This window comes from Dorea sp. AF36-15AT, from assembly GCF_003477705.1.
Taxonomy (GTDB): domain Bacteria; phylum Bacillota; class Clostridia; order Lachnospirales; family Lachnospiraceae; genus Claveliimonas; species Claveliimonas ammoniilytica.
The window spans coordinates 224,961-247,688 of record NZ_QUDV01000001.1 but is presented as its reverse complement, the minus strand read 5'-3'; the positions used below and the strand labels follow the sequence as shown (position 1 = coordinate 247,688).

General features: G+C 44.5%; 20 protein-coding genes, 2 tRNA genes, 1 pseudogene, 1 riboswitch and 1 other annotated feature. All 23 genes and pseudogenes read right to left on the bottom strand.

Translation table 11 applies throughout. The annotated features are described in order from the left end of the window. Positions 1-1,722: a biosynthetic-type acetolactate synthase large subunit gene (ilvB, locus tag DWZ93_RS01065; protein ID WP_118451736.1), complete on the bottom strand. Its 1,722-nt coding sequence runs from the start codon at positions 1,720-1,722 to the stop codon at positions 1-3. Between the two features lie 78 nt (positions 1,723-1,800). Further along, positions 1,801-2,070 (bottom strand) — a binding site (T-box leader). 84 nt (positions 2,071-2,154) lie between these two features. Beyond that, positions 2,155-3,360: a glycosyltransferase family 4 protein gene (locus tag DWZ93_RS01055; protein WP_118383337.1), complete on the bottom strand. Its 1,206-nt coding sequence runs from the start codon at positions 3,358-3,360 to the stop codon at positions 2,155-2,157. A gap of 5 nt (positions 3,361-3,365) precedes the next feature. Then, positions 3,366-3,854, bottom strand: coding sequence for a dihydrofolate reductase (locus DWZ93_RS01050; RefSeq protein ID WP_118383336.1), 489 nt, complete (start codon positions 3,852-3,854; stop codon positions 3,366-3,368). 37 nt (positions 3,855-3,891) lie between these two features. Further along, a complete protein-coding gene (gene thyA / locus DWZ93_RS01045) occupies positions 3,892-4,740 on the bottom strand; it encodes a thymidylate synthase (protein WP_118451735.1) in 849 nt (282 codons plus the stop codon). A 176-nt stretch (positions 4,741-4,916) separates the two neighbouring features. Beyond that, positions 4,917-5,204, bottom strand: a complete 288-nt coding sequence (locus tag DWZ93_RS01040) for a DUF2325 domain-containing protein (protein WP_118383334.1) — start codon at positions 5,202-5,204, stop codon at positions 4,917-4,919. Between the two features lie 375 nt (positions 5,205-5,579). Beyond that, entirely contained in the window at positions 5,580-6,011 is a 432-nt protein-coding gene (locus DWZ93_RS01035) for a MarR family winged helix-turn-helix transcriptional regulator (protein ID WP_118383333.1), read from the bottom strand. A 123-nt stretch (positions 6,012-6,134) separates the two neighbouring features. Beyond that, complete coding sequence (locus DWZ93_RS01030; RefSeq protein ID WP_118451734.1) at positions 6,135-6,695, bottom strand: folate family ECF transporter S component; 561 nt, start codon at positions 6,693-6,695, stop codon at positions 6,135-6,137. Between the two features lie 64 nt (positions 6,696-6,759). Next, positions 6,760-6,863, bottom strand: a riboswitch (THF riboswitch). A gap of 27 nt (positions 6,864-6,890) precedes the next feature. Further along, a complete protein-coding gene (locus tag DWZ93_RS01025) occupies positions 6,891-8,276 on the bottom strand; it encodes an MATE family efflux transporter (RefSeq protein ID WP_199665865.1) in 1,386 nt (461 codons plus the stop codon). Next, positions 8,257-9,534 (bottom strand): homoserine dehydrogenase, encoded by a 1,278-nt coding sequence (locus DWZ93_RS01020; RefSeq protein ID WP_118451733.1) that lies wholly within the window; start codon positions 9,532-9,534, stop codon positions 8,257-8,259. The genes DWZ93_RS01025 and DWZ93_RS01020 overlap by 20 nt, the downstream gene beginning before the upstream one ends. A gap of 30 nt (positions 9,535-9,564) precedes the next feature. Beyond that, positions 9,565-10,287 carry a hypothetical protein gene (locus DWZ93_RS01015; protein ID WP_118451732.1) on the bottom strand — a complete coding sequence of 241 codons (723 nt, stop codon included), beginning with the start codon at positions 10,285-10,287 and terminating at the stop codon, positions 9,565-9,567. 78 nt (positions 10,288-10,365) lie between these two features. Continuing rightward, positions 10,366-10,438 (bottom strand) — tRNA-Gly (locus DWZ93_RS01010). A 39-nt stretch (positions 10,439-10,477) separates the two neighbouring features. Beyond that, positions 10,478-10,550 (bottom strand) — tRNA-Gly (locus tag DWZ93_RS01005). A gap of 69 nt (positions 10,551-10,619) precedes the next feature. Further along, positions 10,620-11,366, bottom strand: coding sequence for a DeoR/GlpR family DNA-binding transcription regulator (locus DWZ93_RS01000; protein WP_118451731.1), 747 nt, complete (start codon positions 11,364-11,366; stop codon positions 10,620-10,622). Positions 11,367-11,440: 74 nt separating this feature from the next. Further along, positions 11,441-11,737 (bottom strand): annotated as a pseudogene (locus DWZ93_RS00995) (PTS fructose transporter subunit IIC); the annotation flags it as partial. A 116-nt stretch (positions 11,738-11,853) separates the two neighbouring features. Beyond that, on the bottom strand, positions 11,854-12,768 hold the full coding sequence (gene pfkB, locus DWZ93_RS00990; protein ID WP_118451730.1) for a 1-phosphofructokinase: 915 nt from the start codon (positions 12,766-12,768) through the stop codon (positions 11,854-11,856). A 225-nt stretch (positions 12,769-12,993) separates the two neighbouring features. After that, a complete protein-coding gene (locus DWZ93_RS00985; RefSeq protein ID WP_118451729.1) occupies positions 12,994-13,425 on the bottom strand; it encodes an NUDIX hydrolase in 432 nt (143 codons plus the stop codon). Position 13,426: 1 nt separating this feature from the next. After that, entirely contained in the window at positions 13,427-13,837 is a 411-nt protein-coding gene (locus tag DWZ93_RS00980; protein WP_147364647.1) for a coiled-coil domain-containing protein, read from the bottom strand. A 198-nt stretch (positions 13,838-14,035) separates the two neighbouring features. Beyond that, positions 14,036-15,829, bottom strand: coding sequence for an aspartate--tRNA ligase (aspS, locus tag DWZ93_RS00975; protein ID WP_118383325.1), 1,794 nt, complete (start codon positions 15,827-15,829; stop codon positions 14,036-14,038). A gap of 63 nt (positions 15,830-15,892) precedes the next feature. Continuing rightward, complete coding sequence (hisS, locus tag DWZ93_RS00970) at positions 15,893-17,164, bottom strand: histidine--tRNA ligase (RefSeq protein ID WP_118383324.1); 1,272 nt, start codon at positions 17,162-17,164, stop codon at positions 15,893-15,895. Next, complete coding sequence (gene hemZ / locus DWZ93_RS00965) at positions 17,149-18,624, bottom strand: coproporphyrinogen dehydrogenase HemZ (RefSeq protein WP_118451727.1); 1,476 nt, start codon at positions 18,622-18,624, stop codon at positions 17,149-17,151. Before hemZ ends, hisS begins: the two co-directional genes overlap by 16 nt. 85 nt (positions 18,625-18,709) lie before the next feature. Beyond that, complete coding sequence (locus tag DWZ93_RS00960) at positions 18,710-19,333, bottom strand: MBL fold metallo-hydrolase (protein WP_118451726.1); 624 nt, start codon at positions 19,331-19,333, stop codon at positions 18,710-18,712. Positions 19,334-19,369: 36 nt separating this feature from the next. Further along, positions 19,370-20,359, bottom strand: a complete 990-nt coding sequence (locus DWZ93_RS00955) for a Gfo/Idh/MocA family protein (protein WP_118451725.1) — start codon at positions 20,357-20,359, stop codon at positions 19,370-19,372. A 19-nt stretch (positions 20,360-20,378) separates the two neighbouring features. After that, a complete protein-coding gene (locus DWZ93_RS00950; protein WP_118383357.1) occupies positions 20,379-22,703 on the bottom strand; it encodes a RelA/SpoT family protein in 2,325 nt (774 codons plus the stop codon). Positions 22,704-22,728 lie beyond the last annotated feature (25 nt).

The following is a 22,728-nucleotide window of genomic DNA, read 5'->3' as shown; positions in this document are numbered from 1 at the left end:
TTAGCAATCCATAATCAGGTCGCGAAGTGTACCGCCCGGCTCTACCATCGGATACACCAGATCTTCCGGATCAATCTCGAATTCGATAATATATGGTGTCTTTTTACTCTTCATTGCTTCGCGGAACGCCGGTTCAATATCCTCTTTCTTCGTTACACGGATTCCCTTTGCACCATAGCTCTCTGCCAGCCTGATAAAATCAGGTGTATACGGTGGGCATTCCACCTCTCCGCATTTACCGCGACAGGCTGCTCCGGAATGAAGACAGGTCATGGAATATCTCTTTCCATAGAATAACTTCTGCCACTGGCGTACCATACCCAGATTATTATTATTGAAAATGCAGGAAATAATCGGTAATTCTTCCAGTACAGCTGTCGCTAACTCCTGGATATTCATCTGCATACCGCCGTCTCCGGAAATGGATACGACCGGAGTATCCGGATTACCGATTTTTGCTCCAATAGCACCTGGGAGACCGTATCCCATAGTTCCAAGCCCACCGGACATCAGAAGCTGTTTTTTCTCTGTTATCTCCGCAAACTGCGCTGTAAACATCTGATGCTGTCCCACATCTGTTACCAGGATCAGCTCATCAAATACCCGGTTAATAGTCTCGATAATATCCTTCGGAGTCATGATTGGCTTTTCTTTTGCAGCTAGCGGATGTTCTTCCTTCCATGCACCAATCTGCTCTATCCACTGTTTTGTCTCACAAGGTTCTACATATTCCAACATTCTGGTCAGAGCATCTCTTGCATCTGCAACGATCGGTACATCGACTTTTACGTTCTTAGAAATTGCTGCTGTGTCAATATCAATATGAATGATCTGCGCTTTCGGTGCAAAAGAATGCAGCTTACCGGTAATTCGGTCATTGAATCTGGTTCCGATTGAAAACAACAGATCACATTCACTGACCGCCATGTTACAGGCATACGCACCGTGCATACCAAGGTTTCCTATATATAATGGATGATTTGTCGAAATCGCACCTCTTCCCATGATCGTTGTAACAACCGGAACATTGGTAATATTCACCAGTTCTGTAAATTCTTCGGTGGCATGTGAAATCTTCACACCGCCACCTACCAGGAATAATGGGCGTTTCGCTTTATTCAACATCTTTATCGCACGTTTTAACTGTCCTACATGCGCCATCGTATTCGGCTTATAACCGCGGATATTAACTTCTGACGGATACTCCGGATCACCAAGTTCAGCCATTACATCCTTTGGAAGATCAATAACAACCGGTCCCGGTCTTCCGGATCTCGCAATGTAAAACGCCTCTTTAATAATCCGTCCCAGATCATCACGATTCTTAACCATGACTCCATACTTGGTAATACTTCTGGTTATACCAACAATATCTACTTCCTGAAATGCATCATTACCGATCAAAGGTCTTGATACCTGTCCGGTAAAACATACCAACGGTACACTGTCATAATAAGCGGTAGCAAGTCCTGTCACCAGATTCGTTGCGCCAGGTCCGCTGGTCACCAGACACACGCCCACCTTTCCTGTCGATCTTGCATAAGCATCTGCCTCATGAACCAGAGCTACCTCCTGTCTTGGAAGAATCACTTTCGTGTAATCCTGCTTATATAATTCATCACTGATATCAATGGTACAGGCTCCCGGATATCCAAATAATGTATCCACACCCTCTTCTCTCAGTGCCTTTACAAGCAGCTTATTTCCACTGATTTTTCTCATATATGTATACCTCCTTGTCTCTGTATCCTGCCTCTCATAACCGGTAAATATTACGAAAAAGAAACGCCCTAAGCTAACGCTTAGGGCGAATATACTATCCGTGTTACCACCTAATTTCAGAGATATCATCTCTGCTCTCTGTCAGTACAGAATGCCCCCGGCATCCGATACCGCTCCCCATAACGCTGGAACTGCGTTGAAACCTACTAACCGTCTTATTATAATTATGACAGCGTTCAATCCACTGCTCAAGGGCTACTTCCATAAGTCCATCTTGAAGATTCACACCACCCATCTTCTCTCTTGGCTTCTGGCTACTTATGTACTCCTCCCTGTCATAGCATTTATCAATGATTCAGAACCTTAATCGCTCCGAACTGTTATTGAAATTATTATATCTCGATGCCCTCTGTATTGTCAACCTTCGTTTTATTAATAACACAGCACCTTGCGACAAATATTCTCCCATGAAATCCGACTCAGATCCGGAACTCCCTGATATGGCATCTTTCTGCTCTCTTCAATCAACTGCGCCAGTCGTTTTTCAAACTTCTCCAGGCTGTCTGAAATCGGATCATCTGTATTCACCATCTCCGGCGGCTCCAGATATAATATCGGAGCATTCTCCACATTTGCGCTTACCCAGGGACGGATGCCCGGAAGATCCGTTACGATCACCTTACAGCCACACGCCATTGCTTCTATTATAGTAAGCGGCAGTCCTTCGCTGTAGGATGCCAGCACAAACAAATCACTTCGATTATAAGATGCTACCAGATCAGCCTGCGAAAGTCTTCCCAGCAAATGCACAGGATACCTGGATTCTTCCGCGAGCCTCAATATCCGTTGATACTCTTCATGATTGCCGGCACCTCCCACCAGATCCACTTCCAGTTCGTCTGCATTCATATGCAGATACCGAAGACTTCGCACCAGACTTTCCACGCCTTTCTTTTCCGCAATCTTACCAACATAAATAATGCGATATGAATGCTTGTCGTTCTTTTCTTCCGAAACTTCCGGCTGACTGAGCCTGTGAAATACGGATGCATTATATCCACTGCCCACAACTGTGATCTTCGTTTCCTCTACCGGATATATCTCCATAATCTCTTTCTTCTGCTCCTCATGCAGTGCATAGACCGCATCCAGTTTCGGAATCTGTGTTCGGATATATTCCCGTTCCAGTGGAATCTTTTTCATCTGTCTGAGATCCGTATTATGGCAGAATCCACATACCCGGCATTCCGGCAGCACCTCTCTGGCAATGGATGTCACCAGATACAGATGATGACAAATCACCAGATCCGGTCGGAACTCCTCTGCCGCCTTTCGAATTGAAGATGCAAAAGAAGCTTTGAACCGTTCCACCATTTCTTCGTTCATCTGACCATATATGGTGCTTTCATAAGGCATCTCATCCGACATTCCCGCAATAGGAAATGGGAGTTCTTCTGTTTTAAAATGTACCGGATAAAACACTGTTCCAGCCGGAAAATCCACCGTATCTTCCCTGTATACGCCTGCCAATACCGCCTGCTCATGTCCGAGAGCCGCAAAACCTTTTACCATTTCTGTAAGGTAAAAACCGCTGCCCGTGCTATGTGGTTTCTGTGCCGTAATCGTCAAAATCTTCATATTCTCTATACCCGTTCGTAAATTGTAAATACATATTCCAGATCAAAATAGGTCTGCTCGTCGCTGACTTTAGTCATTTTCCATTCCGGATCTTCATCCAGATTTGGAAAATACGTATCTGCAAGATATGCATGATCGATCCTTGTCACATATGCCTTATCGCAATACGGAAGCAAGGCCCGATACACACTCTCGCCGCCGATCACGTAAACATCTTCTGCCGGATACTGCTTTAATTCCTCCAGAAGGGAATCAATATCATGCACTACCACTGCATCTTTCACCTCATAATTTGGATTCCCAGTCAGTACAATATTGGTGCGTTTCTTAAGTGGCTGTCCTCCCGGGAAACTTTCCAGAGTCTTTCTTCCCATTACAACCACTTTACCGCTTGTGGTCTCACGGAAAAACTTCATGTCCTGCGGAATGCTTACCAACAGCTTGTTACCATATCCAATTGCCCAGTTCTTATCTACTGCTACGATCAAATTCATTTCTCGTCATCCTTTCTTATCTATTCTATGTTGCATCTTATACTGCTACCGGAATATTCTTAATCTGTTCATGCGTCTCATAATCAATCAATGCTACATCATCCCTTGTAAACTGATAAAAGTCTTTAATGTCCGGGTTCAGCCAAAACTTCGGTGCCGGCAGCGGCTCTCTGTTGATTAGTTCCTCAACCATCGGAATGTGTCTGTCATAAATATGTGCGTCAGCAATCATGTGCACCAGTTCGCCAGCCTTCATATCACATACCTGCGCCAGCATATGCAACAATACCGCATACTGGCATACATTCCAGTTATTGGCAGTCAGCACGTCACTGGAGCGCTGGTTTAGCACCGCATTCAGCGTCAGCTTATCGCTGTCTTTATCCTTGGTTACATTAAATGTCATACTGTAAGCGCATGGATAGAGCGCCATCTCATGCAGATCCTGATGTACATACATATTGGTCATAATACGACGGCTGTATGGATTATTCTTCAGATCATAGATTACACGGTCAACCTGATCCATCATACCTTCCTTGTACTGATGCTTCACACCAAGCTGATATCCGTACGCTTTGCCAATAGAACCATTCTCATCTGCCCAGCTGTCCCAGACATGCGAATGCAGATCATGGATATTGTTCGACTTCTGCTGCCAGATCCAGAGCATCTCATCCGTACAGCTCTTAATCGCAGTTCTTCGAAGTGTCAGCGCCGGAAATTCCTTAGACAGATCATAACGGTTCACCACTCCAAACTTTTTAACCGTATAAGCGCTGGTGCCATCCTCCCACACCGGACGCACCTTTTCACCTTCCGTACTGGTGCCGTTGTCAATAATGTCACGGCACATATCTATAAACACTCTATCAGCATAACTCATGTATCTATATCCTCCTTGAATATTAATATGGCGTTTGAGGCAAAAGCCCCAACTATGATGCCTGCGGATCGCTTTGTGCTGCACACTCTCACTGGCATTTTAATTATTGTAACATAAAAAGAACACATCCAAAAGCGGATATGTCCTTTTCATAATGATTTATCACAAAGGAGTAATTAATTAGCTGCTACACATTCTGCCAGTACACCTTCCAGTGCACTTGCACTGCTGCTGTGGATTCTCTCAATTCTTGATCCGGAACGCTGTGCTTCTTTGATCGCGCATTTTACCATTTTGTGCGCCGCGGTTGCCGTGAACAGGATCACAAGATCCGGCTGTCCGATCTGCGTCTTCAGATTACCTTTCATTCTGGTAAATACTTTTGCCTTACATTTATGCTTTTCGCAGATCTTCTTATACTGTCTTTCCATACATTCATTTCCACCAATAATTACAACGCTCATATATCAACCTCTATTCTTTAATATTGAAATCGATTCTCATTTACATTTAAAAGTTTATCATAGGAATGCATGTATTGCAATATGATTAATGATAGTGTTTTCTCACTTCTGTACTTTAACATGATTAATTTGCAAGCTCATGTGGATAGAACTGTTGCTTTCATATGATGCCAACGGATTGTTCTGTGTTACACACTCCCACAATCCTACCCACCATTCGCATATCGTGGGATTATCATCCCGCTTTTAAGCTCATATCGGGGCGAGTCCCAAGGTCTTTCATCCACTTATGAGCAAGCTCATGTGGATGAAAGACCTTTTGACTCTGGCATCATAAAAAAGAGGCTTCGCCCTCTTGGACAAAACCTCTTGTCATTACACATCACTTACATTATATAATACGCGATTCAGCATCTTCTGAAGTGCCTGTACTTCTCTTCTGGTCATTCCCAGTGTCAGGTTCTTATCGATCCGTCTCCGGTCTGCTTCCATTCTTCGCTGAATATCATATGCCTTTTCTGTGAGATACACGTTCTTCTTTCTCTTATCCTTAGCATTCGGTACGATCAGTACATACCCCTTCTCATCCAGCCTCTGTAAGAGTCCGGTCACGGTAGGATTCTTCAGGTTCAACGCTTTCTCAATGTCTCTTTGATTCACTTCTTCCTTATCACAATGGAACAGATAATCTAATACCTCACACTGAGAAGATGTAATTCCAATTCCCTTAAGCTGGTTATTAATATCTTTCTCGTATACGGTATTAATCTGCTTGAAAAGGAAGCCTACAGGTAATCTCTCCTGCATACTATCACCCTTTCTTAATTAAAAATTATACACCCTATAGATAGTATGCTATATTTTTTTCCGAAAATCAAGAACATCTTTCAGAATTCTTCATGCCTGCAGTTTTATGCATCTGTAAAAGCTTTATGCACGTTCTCCTTTTACCATAGTAAAGAGATGCGCTTTTCCCATAATCTTACTTACACCATAAAATAATGCCACATAGATTGGGAATAATACAATCTGCTTAATCACGCGCGCCGGAAGAATTGCCATAAATGCCTGACCGTATAATAATGTCAGCCAGTATGTATTCAGGCAGATATTTACAAAGATCATTACCAGTCCATTCGCCAATGCAATTCGCTTAATGCTAAGTGGTTTCTTGTACAGAATCACTCCGTAGATCACACCACTCAGTGCTCCGCTGATGGTAAAGCCAGGGAAAAATGCTCCCGTCGGACGTACCAGATATTTCACGATATCCGCCGCCGCTCCCATCAGTCCACCGACTACAGGTCCAAACATCATGCCGGTCATCTCATCTGCAATAAATGCAAAACCGATCTTGATGAAATCTGTCACCTGAAGGGTATAGAATCCTAACACGACAGCAATTGCAAGAAGCATTGCTGTCGTTGCCAACGCCTTTACGTCTTTCAGCTCATGAAAGGAGTCTCGAAATGATTTGGTCAAATTGCTCATAAAAAAATACCTCCTTTGCAGTAGCCCGTAAAACTACTCATAGCAGGTATTTACCGTTATGTGTAGCAGCGGGATGCGGAATGTGCACCGCAAGTGATTCTTTCACTTTTCGTCCTACCGACAACTCCCCGTCCGGCTGGCACTTGACGCGCATATTCCTACTCTGCGTTTCTTAATTCTATTTTGTTTCGGGTATCATTCTAGCACAACGTTACCCTGCTGTAAAGCCTTCATTTCTCGTTCTGCAAATATAATTGCTACAAGAGCTGCTGCGCCGTCCGCAATCGGTCCCGCATACATTACTCCATCGATTCCCATGAATAACGGAAAAATCAGAATCAATGGCAACAGGAAAATGATCTGCCTGGTCAGGGATACTACGATACCAAGCTTCGATTTTCCGATGGATGTAAAGAATCCTGAAGACATCGGTTGAATGCCATTCAAAAACGTAACAAACATAAAAATTCGGAAATACCGTTCCGCAAAATGGAAATACGCCTCGCTCCCCGAACCGAAAATACTGACAATCTGTCTTGGAAACAACTGAAAACATCCAAAAAACACTACGCCAAGCACAATACAGATGGCAAATGCCTTCTTATAAGCTTCCCTTACCCTATCATAATTATGGGCTCCGTAATTAAATCCCCAAATCGGTTGACACCCCTGGGCAATGCCGATTGCAATTGCCATAAAGACCATATTCACCTTGGAAATAACTCCCACGCAGGCAAGCGGAATCTCCGATCCATACATGGACTGTGCTCCATAATACCGCAAAGTATTATTCATGGTAATCTGCACAATTGCCATGGCAATCTGATTAATGCAGGACGCCATCCCAAGCGATACGATCATCTTCAGATACCCCGCCTTTGGTACAAACATACTTCGTTTCAGATCCATCTTCCGTTTTTTGCTAAAATAATAGATTACCATCAGGCCGGATACCACCTGACCGATCACAGTTGCCGCTGCTGCACCTTTGATGCCCCAGTGACACACAAAGATAAACAGCGGATCCAGTATTGTATTCAGGATCGCTCCTGTTAACATGCAGGTCATAGAATACGTCGGACTTCTGTCCGCACGGATCAGATGATTACCGCTGGTAGTGAGGATCAGAAACGGAATACCAATTGCCGTAATTCCTGTATAATCCTGCGCATATGGCAGGATCTCTTTCGTCACACCAAACAGGTGCAGCAATGGATTCAGAAAAATCAATACAACTGCACCGATTACCACACCACAGATTACCAGCATAGCAAGTCCGTTGCCTGCGATCCCTGCTGCACGGTCATTTCTTCCCGCCCCTGCTTCCAGGTTATAATTCGATGCACTTCCGATTCCCAGCAGAAGTGCCGTAGCTGTACATATAATAGATACCGGAAAAGCAATATTGGTCGCCGCATTGCCAAGCATTCCTACACCCTGTCCGATAAATATCTGGTCTACAATATTATATAGCGAACTGACCAGCATACTGATGATCGCCGGCACAGCAAACCGGGCGATCAAACGCCCGATCTTTTCCTCTGCAAGAGGATTCCCCTGTTTAATATTCTCTGATGACACTGCTGATCTCCTTCACTATAGGCATACGAAGGAGTTCTTCCTGCGCATCCTGCATATGATATTCCTTAACAGCATCCGTAACGATTACGACCTCTGCCATACCGTCTGTAATAATCTTCTGAACCACCTTGTTGATGCTGACCTTATGCTCCCCAAATACACTTGCAATCGAAGCCAGTACGCCAGGACGGTTCTCCACCTGCATACGAAGGAAGAATTTGCTTCTGATATCTCTGCACTTTTTCACCGGGAGTTCTCTGTAGCAGGTATTACTGATACGTCCGGTACATCCATTTACCATATCACGGATCACATCGATAATATCTCCCATCACAGCACTGGCTGTCGGAAATTCTCCCGCACCTCGGCCGTAAAACATAACATCGTCCACTGCATCACCATGTACAAATACCGCATTAAAGGAATTGCGCACAGATGCTAATGGATGCTCAGATGAAAGCAACATCGGATATACGCATGCCTCAATACCACTCTCCGTATTACGGGCAATACCGATCAACTTGATCACACTGTCAAATTCTTTTGCATACTTGATATCCTGGGCTGTAATTTTAGTAATACCCTCGATATGCACATCATCAAATACGACCTTGCTGTGAAATGCGGAAGTAGCCATAATTGCCACTTTGCGTCCGGCATCCAGGCCTTCAATATCTGCTGTCGGATCCGCTTCCGCATAACCAAGCTCCGTTGCTTTGGCGAGGGCTTCCTCAAAGCTCATCCCCAGCTCAAACATTTTCGTCAGAATATAGTTCGTCGTACCATTGACAATACCGGTAACCTCTGTAATCTCATTACCAGCCAGGCACTGACGAAGCGGACGCATAATCGGGATTCCGCCAGCTACTGCTGCCTCAAACATCAGATCCACATGATGTGCTGCTGCAATCTCCAGCAGATCTTCACCACATACTGCCAGCAGATCCTTATTAGCAGTTACTACATTCTTGCCGGCTTTCAGTGCTTCTGTGATGATTGTCTTTGCAGGTTCAATACCGCCCATCACTTCAACTACAATGTCAATCTCTTTATCTTCTATAATGTCTTTCCACTGATCCGTCAGCAAACTTTCATTAATGCCTTCACGCTTTTTATTCCGGTTGTGAACCAGAATCTTAGCAATCTCCACATCCGCTCCGGTCTTACTGACCATCTCACTCTTTTGTCTCTCGATCAATTTGTAGACACCTCCGCCTACTGTTCCAAGTCCAAGTAATCCAATTTTCACTGTCTTCATACCTTGTCTCCTTTTATCTTATCCTCTGTATTAACTATCTATAAAGCTGTCCGATGCGATTATCTTCACCGGAAGCCCTTCTGCTTTGCACTGCCTGCATTTCTGCTCTGCAAGATTACAAAAATGATATCTGTCATCCTCCGGATAAGGAAGATGGTACAGACAGATCTGTTCCGGTGCAAGCTTTTTCAGGAAAGCTTTTCCACTTTCACTGCTGATCTGATAGACCATTACAAACGCTTTCCAGACATTGTCCTGCCCCGTATATGTTCGCATCCTATCTGCAAGCTCCGGTACAAGGATTGCATCTCCACTGACCCAGATCCAACGGTTCTTCCAACGGATCAGATACGAACAATGCGGTTCGTCTTCATAAATCTTCCCGTCATGTACCGTAGTAAATGCATAAACCTCATATTCTTCAATCTGCATTCTGGCAATGCCATGTTCTAATACTACTGGCTGAATATTATCTTTGTCAAGTCCCGGAGCATAGACAATACGTCCCGGATACCTTTGCTGAAACTCGTTCACCAGTGTCTGATCATAATGATCCTCATGAATATGGGTAAAAAGCAGGTCATTAGGTTTGGCAAAAAAACTCCTTCCCTGACGCATCATACAAATATACTGCTCCGATGTATCAGAAAATCCTGTTTTCCTTCCCCGATGCAGTCCGTCAATCAACAGACCACTCGTTCCATTCCACAGGTATAAACCTTCATTTACTGAATGATAAATCTGAAGCTCCATGCAGTTCTCCTCTCCTTGAATTGTTGCAGTACAAAAAATAAGAGATCTCCGAAGCAAATCGAAAATCTCTTTATCAAGAGCGACAGACGGGGTTCGAACCCGCGACCCCAACCTTGGCAAGGTTGTACTCTACCAACTGAGCCACTGTCGCATATTCAGTTGTTCTGATGGAAACAATTGCTTTTATAAGAGCGACAGACGGGGTTCGAACCCGCGACCCCAACCTTGGCAAGGTTGTACTCTACCAACTGAGCCACTGTCGCATATTGAATTGTTCCGCATCAGAACAATAATTATTCTACTACGGCGTTTGCGATTTGTCAACAACTTTTTTAAGGAACTTTTATAATATGCTTCATACCTTCATAACCGCTTACAATCCGGTCGGTCAGAATCGTGCCCCCATAAAACGTCGAAAAGCTTACCGGACTGATTAGATCAAATTTGGATGAGTCCGTCACAATATAACATTCTTTGCACTGCTCCATCGCCACACTCTTCACAGAAGCTTCATTAATATCTGGTGTAGTAAAACCTGTCTTCTGAGTAATACCGTTCGTTCCAAAAAAGCCTTTCGTAAAATGATAATTCATCAGCATCTGAACTGCCTGCGTACCGATCACTGCCTCGGTGCTGGCTTTTAATTCACCACCGAGCAGGATAACTTTCATGCCTTTCTTTACCAGACGCTGGGCATGCGCCACACCATCTGTCACGTATGTCACACTGTCATCCAGCAGATAATCTAACATCATCGCCGTTGTTGTTCCGGCATCCAGATATACAAAATCACCCGGTTCGATCAAAGACGCTGCGTACTTGGCAACCCGTCTTTTCTCTTCCAGATTCACATCCTGCTTCTGAGCCACTGTAGGCTCTGCCGGAGTAAATGTCTGATAATTCTTTGCCACTGCTCCACCGAATACCTTGGTCAGCTTGCCAGCCTTATCCAGTGCCGTAATATCTCTTCTTACGGTAGACTCTGAGGTCCGGAGAAGATCCCGGACCTCAGCTACTGTTATACTTTTTTTATCTTCTAATAACCGTAATATCAGTTCATATCTCTGTTCTGTAAGCATATGCGTTCTCCTTACATGTCCTGTAATTAGCATACCGCATTCACATTTGCCAGTCAATAGTACGTCACCCTTAATTATGCAACCTTTTTCTTCAGAACACCGAGAAGGATTGCGCTTACAATCGTTCCAACTACCAGCGCTAGCAGATACATGCCGGAAGTACATGAATCGGATCTGCTGCCGCAAATGGGATTGCGCTCTTCTTTGGTAAATTTATCTTTGAACAACAGTGTTGCAAGTGCGATAGCACAAGGAGGTACCATACCACCGATCATAACCGCTGCCATAATGTCATAGTTACCTGCTGCGATTGCTGCTGTGCCGAATACGTATGTCGCTTTATTGAACGGACCGCCCATATCGATTGCCATATCCAGGGCTTCCCGCTTTTTCTTCGGGGCTCCATCCAGAGAAATACTTCTCTTATCCAGCAAATCTGTGATTCTCATTCTTCCTTCCTCCTGACTACTCTTATACCTCTTATAGACTACTTATTACCCGTTACCTGCTGATACACTGCTTCAATCTCAGCCTTTGTTGCCAGATGTTCTGAAAATGCACTGGCGCTTCCTGCAGACACACCCATACAGAATGCATGTTCATAATCCTGCTTTTCCAGCCATCCGGCCATAAATCCTGCCACCATAGAATCTCCTGCGCCCACGCCATTAACCAGCGTTCCCTTCGGTGTCGGTGCCATGTACACGTCTTCATTTGCATCAATAAGTACTGCCCCTTCGCCAGCCATAGAAACCAACACATTGACTGCGCCTTTTTCCTGCAGCTTCTTCGCATACGGAATAACCTCTTCTCTGGTCTTAAGTTCCACGCCAAAGAGTTCTCCCAGTTCATGGTTATTCGGTTTGATCAAAAATGGATGATATTCCAGTACATTCAGCAACAAATCTTTTGTTGCGTCCACGACAATCTGTACTCCTCTGCCATCCAGCCGTTCCATGATCTTCTGATATGCATCATCTGGCATCGATGACGGAATACTTCCCGAAAGGAATAACACATCCCCTTCTCCCAGTCTGTCAAGCTGCTTCATCAGTTCTTCTACATGCTCCGGACTGATCACAGGCCCCTGTCCGTTAATCTCCGTTCCATCGATAGACTTTAACTTCAGATTGATTCGGGACACTCCTTCTTCAATCCGGATGAATCCATTCTGTACACCCATCTCTTCCATCTGTCTGACAATCTCATCTCCAACAAAGCCTGCCGCAAATCCAAGTGCTGTGTTCTCAATTCCCAGATTCATAAGAACGGTCGACACATTGACACCCTTGCCTCCCAGAAGCATCAGTTCCGAACTGGTACGGTTGGTAAGACCCAGCTGGAAATTCTCTACCGATACAATGTAGTCCAAAGACGGATTAAATGTAACCGTGTAAATCATCATTTTCCCTCCTGTTCTCTTTCTGATATCAATATATCACCAAATTCAGTCACAGTCAATCAAACTAATTCACAAATATCCACAACTGTTTTTGTATCGTTTGCACGAGTTTGATTGAATTTAACTGAGTTTAGGCGTATAAAAGAGCCTGTCAAATGACAGACTCTTTCACAATCAACCATATTTGTAATCGTTTATGTTTACCACAAAAGACTACACGCATTCTTATAGTTTACATTCTACAACTTTTGCAATCAGTTTGGGCTGTATTAGCGGATAAGTCCAATTATCCGGAAGCTCTTCCAACAGCACAACCTTTTCTATCTCACTGTCCAATGTTCCGGAAAATTCTTCTATATCTGCATAGCACAATAATCCAAATGTTTCTTCTCCGGTATCATTGCCCCGGTTCTTACCGGTCACAGAATACACGCATACAGGTTCTACAGAAAACTTAACTGCTCCCGTCTCTTCCTGCAGTTCTCTCTTTGCAGTATCAAAGATAGCTTCGCCCTCTTCTCTGTGTCCGCCTGGTGCTTCATAAGTATCTCTTTCTTTATGTTTGCAAAACACCCACTTTCCATCATATCTTGAAATAATCACTGCGAACTTTAACAGTCCATCCGCAACTGTATCATAGAACTTCACTTCCAGCATCTTACTTATTCTCCTCGTACAACTTCTTCATATTTTCCAATTCTTTCTTTAACAACTCTATTTCTTTATCCTTCTCTGTCAGCTGCTGGTCCTTTGTCTCCATCTTCTTTCTCGTTTCCACCAGTTGCTGGTCCTTTGTCTCCATCTTCTTTCTCGTCTCAACCAGTTTCTCTCTGGTCTTATCCAGATCTTTCTGCATCTCATCTACCATCAGCTCTACACTGTTGCGATCCAGTTCCTGCAATTCTTTTGAAAACATTCTCATCACTCCATCCAGATTCCGGCAGATATCATAAATTTGCTCGTACATTTCCTTAAAGTCCGGACAACTCTCTATAATTCTCAGTATATCATCCGGATCATCCATACACATAAAAGCAAGCCATGCTTCTAACCGATTATTTATCACCATTTTGCTACTTTCATTGTGCTTAATACTCCGGAAATTGTCAAGCGCTACAAAAAGATATTTCTGTAAAAGATTCATTTTTGCTCCACTATCTGAGGTCTGCTCAAAGTTTTGTGCAATATTAATCGAGTAGGTTGCCCCTACTCGTCCTGCAAAAAATACCCGTTCAGATCTTGTCCAAACGGGTATCTCATGATTTTCTTATTCTTCTGTCTCTGCGGTAATTGCAAGCCCCAGTTCATCCAACTGCTCCTGTGCAACTCTTGTCGGAGCTTCTGTCATCAGATCGGAGGCATCCTTTACCTTCGGGAATGCGATTACGTCACGGATGCTGTCTTCCTTGGCCATCAGCATTACCAGACGATCCAGTCCGTATGCAAGTCCTGCGTGCGGCGGTACTCCGTACTTGAATGCTGTCAGCAGGAATCCGAACTGCTCCTGTGCCTGTTCCGGTGTAAATCCGAGTACCTCGAACATCTTGCTCTGGATCTCAGGATTGAAGATACGTACACTTCCCCCGCCGATCTCGTTACCGTTCAGTACGATATCGTATGCTTTCGCACGAACGCGTCCCGGATCACTGTCGATGTACTGCAGGTCTTCTTCCATCGGCATGGTAAATGGATGATGCATTGCTGTGAAACGGTTCTGCTCATCATTCCACTCAAGCAGCGGGAACTCTGTTACCCACAGGAATTTGTATTCATTCTTATCTAACAGATCCATCTGTGCAGCCAGTTCCAGACGCAGTGCGCCAAGTACTGCCCATACGACTTTATTCTTATCTGCCGCAAAGAGAAGCAGGTCTCCGTTCTCTCCTCCCATTGCATCGATCAGGGCTTTCATCTGCTCGTCTGTCATAAATTTGGCAAATGAAGACTTGACTGTACCATCTTCCTGGATTGCAATATATGCCAGCCCCTTTGCACCGTAATCCTTAGCAAATGCAACAAGCTTATCAATCTTCTTTCTCGGCATACCGCCCTGTCCTTTGGCATTGATACCGCGAACAGTTCCGCCATTTTCAATCGCATTCTTAAATACGACAAACTCGCAGTCACGTACAACGTCTGTAACGTCATTCAGTTCCATACCAAAACGGATATCCGGCTTGTCAGAACCGAAGCGATCCATCGCTTCCTGCCATGTCATACGCTGAATTGGCAGAGATACCTCTACGCCAAGCACTTCTTTGAACAGTTTGGCAAGCAGTCTCTCATTGACTTCAATTACATCGTCAACATCTACGAAAGACAGCTCCATATCGATCTGTGTAAATTCCGGCTGTCTGTCCGCACGAAGGTCTTCGTCACGGAAACATTTGGCAAGCTGGAAATAACGGTCACAGCCCGAGCACATCAGAAGCTGTTTAAACAGCTGTGGTGACTGTGGCAGCGCATAAAAATGTCCCTGATGGATACGGCTTGGCACCAGATAATCTCTGGCTCCTTCCGGTGTACTTCCGATCAGTACCGGAGTTTCAATCTCAAGGAATCCTTCTTCTGCTAAGAACTGACGGGTGAGAGTCGCTACTTTACTTCTCATCATCAGGTTTCTCTGCATATCCGGTCTTCTCAGATCCAGATAACGGTACTTCAGACGGATTTCTTCTTTTGTCTTAGAATTCTCTTCAATGTGGAACGGAGGTGTCTCAGCCTCTGCCAGAATACGAAGTTCTGTCGGCAGTACTTCGATCTCTCCTGTTGCCAGGTTCTCATTCACTGCACCGGAACGCTTTGCAACCGTACCAACTACAGCTACTACATATTCAGAACGCAGCTTTGTCGCCTTTTCGATTACTGCGGCATCCGTCTTTCCTTCCTCACACACGATCTGGATGATACCGGAACGATCTCTCACGTCCACAAACACCAGTCCACCTTTATTTCTGTTCTTCTGCACCCATCCCATAATTGTAACTGTCTCGCCGATATTAGCTGCTGACAGCTCCGCACATCTGTGCGTTCTCTTAAGTCCTTTCATTGACTCAGCCATGATAATCCTCCTCGATTGTTCTCTTCTATATTAACTTCTATATTGATTGTATAGCTATCAATCTTACAGCTCCATTATGGAATCACGGTAGCAGTCCACGATTTCTTCGTAACCGTCTGCTGCCAGCTGTTCCTTCTGGAACTTTTTATTCTTTTTCATATTCACGATCAACACCTGCTTGCCTGCCGCACGATCTGCTTTGGCAAGATTCAGCACTTTCAGGATGCCTTCCTGCGGCATCTTCTTCTCCAGCAGATATGCTTTTTTTGCACGCTTAGACGGAATCTGATATCCATTTTCCAGAAGCAGCATGACAATACGCTCGAATCCGATAGAGAATCCACATGCCGGTGTGTCCTGTCCGGTAAATTTACCGATCATCTTATCATATCTTCCACCTCCGGCAACAGAGCCGCCGAAGTCATCCATCGTCACCTCGAAAATGGTTCCTGTGTAGTATGACTGTCCACGCACCAGTGTCGGATCAAACTGTAACTTGAAGTCACATTCCTTTGCGGCTTCTACGCTGGAAATAATCTGTCCCATACCGTCTGCCGTCTCATCTTTCAGGCAATCGCCAAGCTTCTCTTTCAGATAGCGGATACCGGATACATCCGGTGTGATCTCATCAAACAATCCAAGATACTGATCAACAGCTGATCTGTCATAACCCATCTCACAGAGTTCTTCTGCTACGCCATCTTTACCGATCTTGTCCATCTTATCCAAGATAATAAATACTTCATCATAATCTTCTTCCTTAAATCCACAGTAAGCCGCCATGGCTTTCAGGATATTACGGTCATTGATCTTTACTGTAAAATTCGTAAAATCAAGCTTACCAAGCATTGCTGTCGTTGCAAGGATCAGCTCGATCTCTGCGAGGTTCGATGCCTCACCGAGAATGTCAATATCACACTGCATGAACTGACGGAAACGTCCTCTCTGCGGACGGTCTGCACGCCATACATTACCGATCTGCAATGCCTTGAACGGTGACGGCAGATCGTTAGCATGATTTGCATAGTATCTTGCAAGCGGTACAGTCAGATCATAACGAAGTCCTCCGTCTACCAGATCTGCCTCATCCTTTGCAGTCTCAAGCTTCAGCTTCTCGCCACGCTTCAGGATCTTAAAGATCAGCTTCTCATTATCTCCCCCCTGCTTGCTGCACAGGTTCTCAATATGCTCTACACATGGTGTCTCCATCGAGGTAAATCCATATGTCTTATAAGTCTCTTTGATCAGGTGGATCACGTAATCACGGATCTCCATCTCGTCCGGCATCATGTCCTTCATACCGGTGACTGGTTTCTTCTTTAATGCCATAACCATTCTCCTTTTCGCTCTATCATTTCATCAATCCGGGCAATGTAATCCCGAATGCTTTTTACATTTTCCACACGAATCAATGTCGTGGTTTTTCCATTCCTGCTGCCTGGTACAGGAACAGGCACTGGCAGTACGATCTTGGTTGATGCACCTGCACCTGCCGCAATAATCGACTGTTTTTCTTCCATAATAAGTATATTGTATATTCCGGCTTTGTCAACCTTTGCATAACCAACATTTTCAAAATTACCCGCAATATTCTTCTGCCGGTACAGATAATATGACACTAGTTCCATCTCATAGGCCGTCTCATGCGCACATTCGATCATCGCTGATAATGTCTCTGCCATTCTTTCCGGATGCTCCGTCTGTTCCTCCAGATCCCGCACATAGCCAAGAGTACTCTTCTCCTGCCCCATCTGCGCCGCACGCTTGATTGCAAGTGAATGCACAGTCAGGCTGTCCGGCGCAAGCTCCTGGATCTGCGCAAGCGTATCCTTCATATCTTCCAGCCCCTCTCCTGGGAGCCCAGCGATCAGATCCATATTGATATTGTCAAATCCAAGTTTCCGTGCCATCCGGTAAATGTCTTTTACTTCCTGCACACTGTGCTTTCTTCCAATCCGATCCAACGTCTTCTGCTGCATAGTCTGTGGATTAATAGAAATACGTGTAACTCCATGCCGTTTTATCACCTGAAGTTTCTTTTCCGTAATACTATCTGGTCTTCCGGCTTCCACCGTATATTCCAGCAGATGCTCTCTGGAAAATGACTGATCAATACAGGTCAGAATCTGATCCAGCTGCTCTGCATCCAGGCTGGTAGGTGTACCGCCTCCGATGTAAATGGTATTCAGTTTCTTCTCTGAGGATACTTTTCCGATATATGTAAGTTCTTTGCAAAGCGCATCCAGATACGCCGGAATCTGATCTCGCCATTTATCTATCGGTCCAGAACTGAACGAACAGTAACTACACACACTCGGACAGAACGGAATCCCTACATACAGACTGTAGCCATCCTTATAATCGAGTTCAGATAATACATCCCGCTCCCGCACTGCAATGTCATATGCAAGTCCTGCCTTTTCCGCTGACACCAGATATTCTTCCTGGAATTGCTTTATAAACTCTGTTTTCTCTACACCTTGCTCTACCGCCTTTGTAGCAAGCTTAGCAGGTCGGACTCCGGTCAGCATCCCCCACGCAAGTTCTTTACCTGTTCGATGAACCAGATACTGATATACCTTTCTGTCAAGCTCTCGCCGGATATCGTTCACACAATGGGTATGGTCTGTATCTATTGTAAAAATCTGTGATGTTCCGTCTGTCTCCGTCAGTTTCAGATCTTCCTTCTGATTCTTCTTGCAGCACTGTTCGACCTCTTCCGATGCATAAAAGGCCTTGATCATATGATACGCATTGTACAGATACCGTTCTTCTTTTGCTTCTATCTTTATCATAATAGTTCCTTTACTTGAACAGGCATCTGAAATCACATCAGATGCCCGGCTCTTTCTCTTCTTACTATACTAAATGATCCATTCACTACAAAAATGGATTCATTCTCTTTTCATCTGCGATTGTGGTCGTTCCCATATGTCCGGGATATACCACGGTATCCTCTGGAAGTATCATCAGCTTCTCTTTCACTGCACGGACAAGATCACTCATGCTTCCGCCAGGGAAATCCGTTCTTCCGATAGACTGCTGGAACAGCGTATCTCCACTGATCAGCACATGTTCCGATGCAATATAATAGCAGCATCCTCCCGGTGTATGTCCCGGTGTATGAAGAACTTTGATTTCATAACCGATCAGTGACAACACCTGACCATCCTGTACTGCCTGTGCCCCTTTGTAAGCATAAGGAAAGCCACAGGACATCGTCATATTCTGCTGCGGATCCTCCAGCATCGGCTTATCTGCCTCATGCACATATACCGGCATCTTACCATATTTGTTAAGAACATCATCAATTCCCATAATATGGTCAAAATGCGCATGTGTAAGCAGAATTGCTTTCAATTTAATCTCTTCCGTCTTAATATAATTCATCATATAATCCGGACAGGACGCCGGATCTACGATAACCGCTTCTTTTGTTTTTTCATTGATCAATAAATAACAGTTTGTCCCAATCGGACCTGCCAGAAATTGTTTTACTGTCATATTCTATCCCTCTGCCTATATTATACCTATACACTCTTATACTCTGTCAGCCGGAAATACAATTCCCATCTGACGGCGCGCTTCATCCATAACCTGCATCTCCCATACCGAATATTGGTTATGTGTTTCAGCGGATCCATTCGCTTCCGCAATGCGCATAAATTCTGCAATCTCATAATTCATATTATTATCAGGATCTTCCAGTTCAAATGAAATATCTTCCCTGCTCTTATCCCGGTATCTGATCCATACCTTCGTTAGGATAGGAAGGCTTTCCATATACATCGTGCCATCTTCTCCCTGAATCTGGCTTGGAACCGGCGAATCTGTGATCTTAGAATAGATCAGTTCTGCCTGTGCTCCCTGTTCATCATAGGATGCAAGAATTGTCCCCATGCCATCCACACCGTTATGCAGTTTCACACAGGATGCCATCACACGGTCTGGTTTTCCAAGAATCTTTACCATCGGATGTACACAGTAGACACCGATATCCATCAGGCTTCCATTGGATAATTCCGGACGGAATGCATTTTCAATGATTCCATTCTTAAACTTATCATATCTGCTGGAATACTGGCACATCTGAAATGTTACTCTTCGGATCTTACCAAGCTTTGGCAAATTCTCCATAATAGCATCAAATGCCGGATTGATCACCAGCTTCATTGCCTCCATAAAGACCACACCATGTTCCTTTGCTGCTGCAAGCATTGCCCGGAGCTCCTTCTCGTTAGACGCTACCGGTTTCTCACAGAGTACATGTTTCCCTGCATTCAGCATCTGGATACTCTGTGCTGCATGACAGGCTGTCGGGCTTGCAATATACACTGCATCCACATTATCTGCTGATGCAAGTGCTTCCAGTGAATCATAGCAATCTGGAATTCCATGCTTATCTGCGAAAGTTCTTCCCTTCTCCATGGTGCGGGAATACACTGCCTGTACACAGAATCCTTCGCAGTGTCTTCCTGCATTTACAAACCAGTCAGAAATAAAATTCGTTCCAACAATTCCAAAATTCATACATTATCCTCCCGTCGGATTAGCCAGCTGTACGTTCAATATCGATCACACCTGATAACTGCTGCAGTTTCTTAACTACACGCTCCAGTTCCTCTCTGCCGTGTACGATAAATCCAACTTCAATCGTGGCTGTATTCTTCTTACTTGTGCGCACATTCATAGTCTTAACGTCTATCTTCTCTTCCGTAAATACACGAGACATCTCCATCAAAAGTCCCTGTCTGTCCTCAGCATACATCTTGATATCTGTCAGATACTGACCGCCTTCTTTGCCGGTAACAGTGCTTTCCCACTCTGCATTGATCAGACGGGCTCTTTCAGCATCCGTCAGATTTAATATATTCACGCAGTCCGTACGGTGAATAGAAAGTCCTCTTCCGCGGGTTACAAATCCCACGATCTCGTCACCCGGCACCGGATTACAGCAACGTGAGAAACGAACAGCCACATCATCAATACCTTTGACCACGATACCACTCTTAGACTTCGCAATGTGCACCTTATTCTTGGTCGCTTCTGCTACCTTTTCAAGAACAGCCTCATTGGTAATCTCTTTCTTGTGCTCCTTGCTGTATTCCTCCACAAGTCGGTTCACTACCTGACCTTCTTTTAAGCCGCCATGTCCAACCGCCGCAAGTACAGACTCCCAATCTCTGAATCCGTATTTTCTCTGCACAATCTCCTGATACTTCGGCTTGGTAATATTCGTAATCTCAATACTCTTAGACCGGCAGTAAACTGCCATCAGTTCCTTACCGCGTATAATATTCTCTTCTTTAAACTGCTTTTTAAACCACTGATTGATCTTAGACTTCGCCTGTGAACTCGCCACGATGTTCAACCAGTCACGGCTTGGTCCTTTGGAATTCTGCGAAGTCAGGATCTCGATTCTGTCTCCGTTCTGAATCTTGTAATCAATAGTTACAAGCTTACCGTTCACTCTGGCACCGACCATCTTATTACCTACCGCACTGTGGATCGCGTAGGCAAAATCAATCGGAGTAGAGCCATTCGGCAAACGCTTTACTTCTCCGTTTGGCGTAAAGCAATATACATCTTCTTTAAACAGATCCAGATCTCCTTTCAGCATAGAAAGGAACTCCTTGTTATCAGACATGTCCCTCTGCCACTCCAGGATCTGCCTGAGCCAGTTCAGCTTCTCTTCTTCCTGAACTTTCACACTCTTCTTGCCATCATTGGACTCTTTGTATTTCCAGTGTGCTGCAATACCATATTCTGCAGTCTTATGCATCTCATGAGTGCGGATCTGCACCTCAAACGGCTGTCCCGCAGAACTCATCAGTGTCGTATGCAGAGATTGGTACATATTCGCCTTTGGCATAGCGATATAATCCTTAAATCTGCCCGGAATCGGTGTATACATCTCGTGGATCACACCCAGTGCCGCATAACAGTCCTTGACGGAATCTACTACAATGCGTACAGCAAACAGGTCATAAATCTGGTCAACTGTTTTATCCTGATTCACCATTTTCTTATAGATACTGAAGAAATGCTTTACCCTTCCGTAAACATCCGCATCAATATTCGCATTCTTAATATGATTAGATACTTCCTCAACAATCTGTTGGATAAATTCTTCTCGTTCTGTCTTACGTGCATTGATCTGATCTACCAGATCATAAAACACCTCTGGCTTCAGATATTTTAAAGACAGATCATCCAACTCCGTCTTAATCCTGGAGATACCAAGTCTCTGCGCGATTGGTGCATAAATGTCCATCGTCTCTCTTGCTTTTTCTTTCTGCTTCTCCGGGCGCATAAACTGCAGCGTCCGCATATTATGCAGGCGGTCAGCCAGCTTAATAATGACAACACGGATATCCTTTGCCATAGCCAGGAACATCTTTCTCAGGTTCTCTGCCTGTACTTCCAGCTTATCTGCAGAATAAGACAACTGTCCCAACTTGGTAACACCATCTACCAGAAGTGCTACCTCATCTCCAAATTCTTTTCGTATCTCTTCATCTGTCATAACCGTATCCTCTACCACATCGTGGAGTATTCCGGCTACGATTGTCTCCTTATCCAGTTCCAGATTCGCCAGTATAATGGCTACCCACAGGGGATGAATGATGTATGCTTCTCCAGATTTACGGAATTGTCCTTTGTGAGCTTCCTTTGCAAGCTTATATGCTTTCTCGATCATGGACACATCTTCTGACGGATGATACGTTTTCACTTTGTTAATCAGAATCTGATATAATTCCTCAGGGTCTTGATAATCTGCAGGTGCTTTCACTGCATGACCATCTACAACTTCCAGACCAATTGCCTGGTTCTCTGTAATAACTTCCGGTCTGATACTGCTGCTCGGCTCCATCTGTTTCTTCACATCTGCCATATCA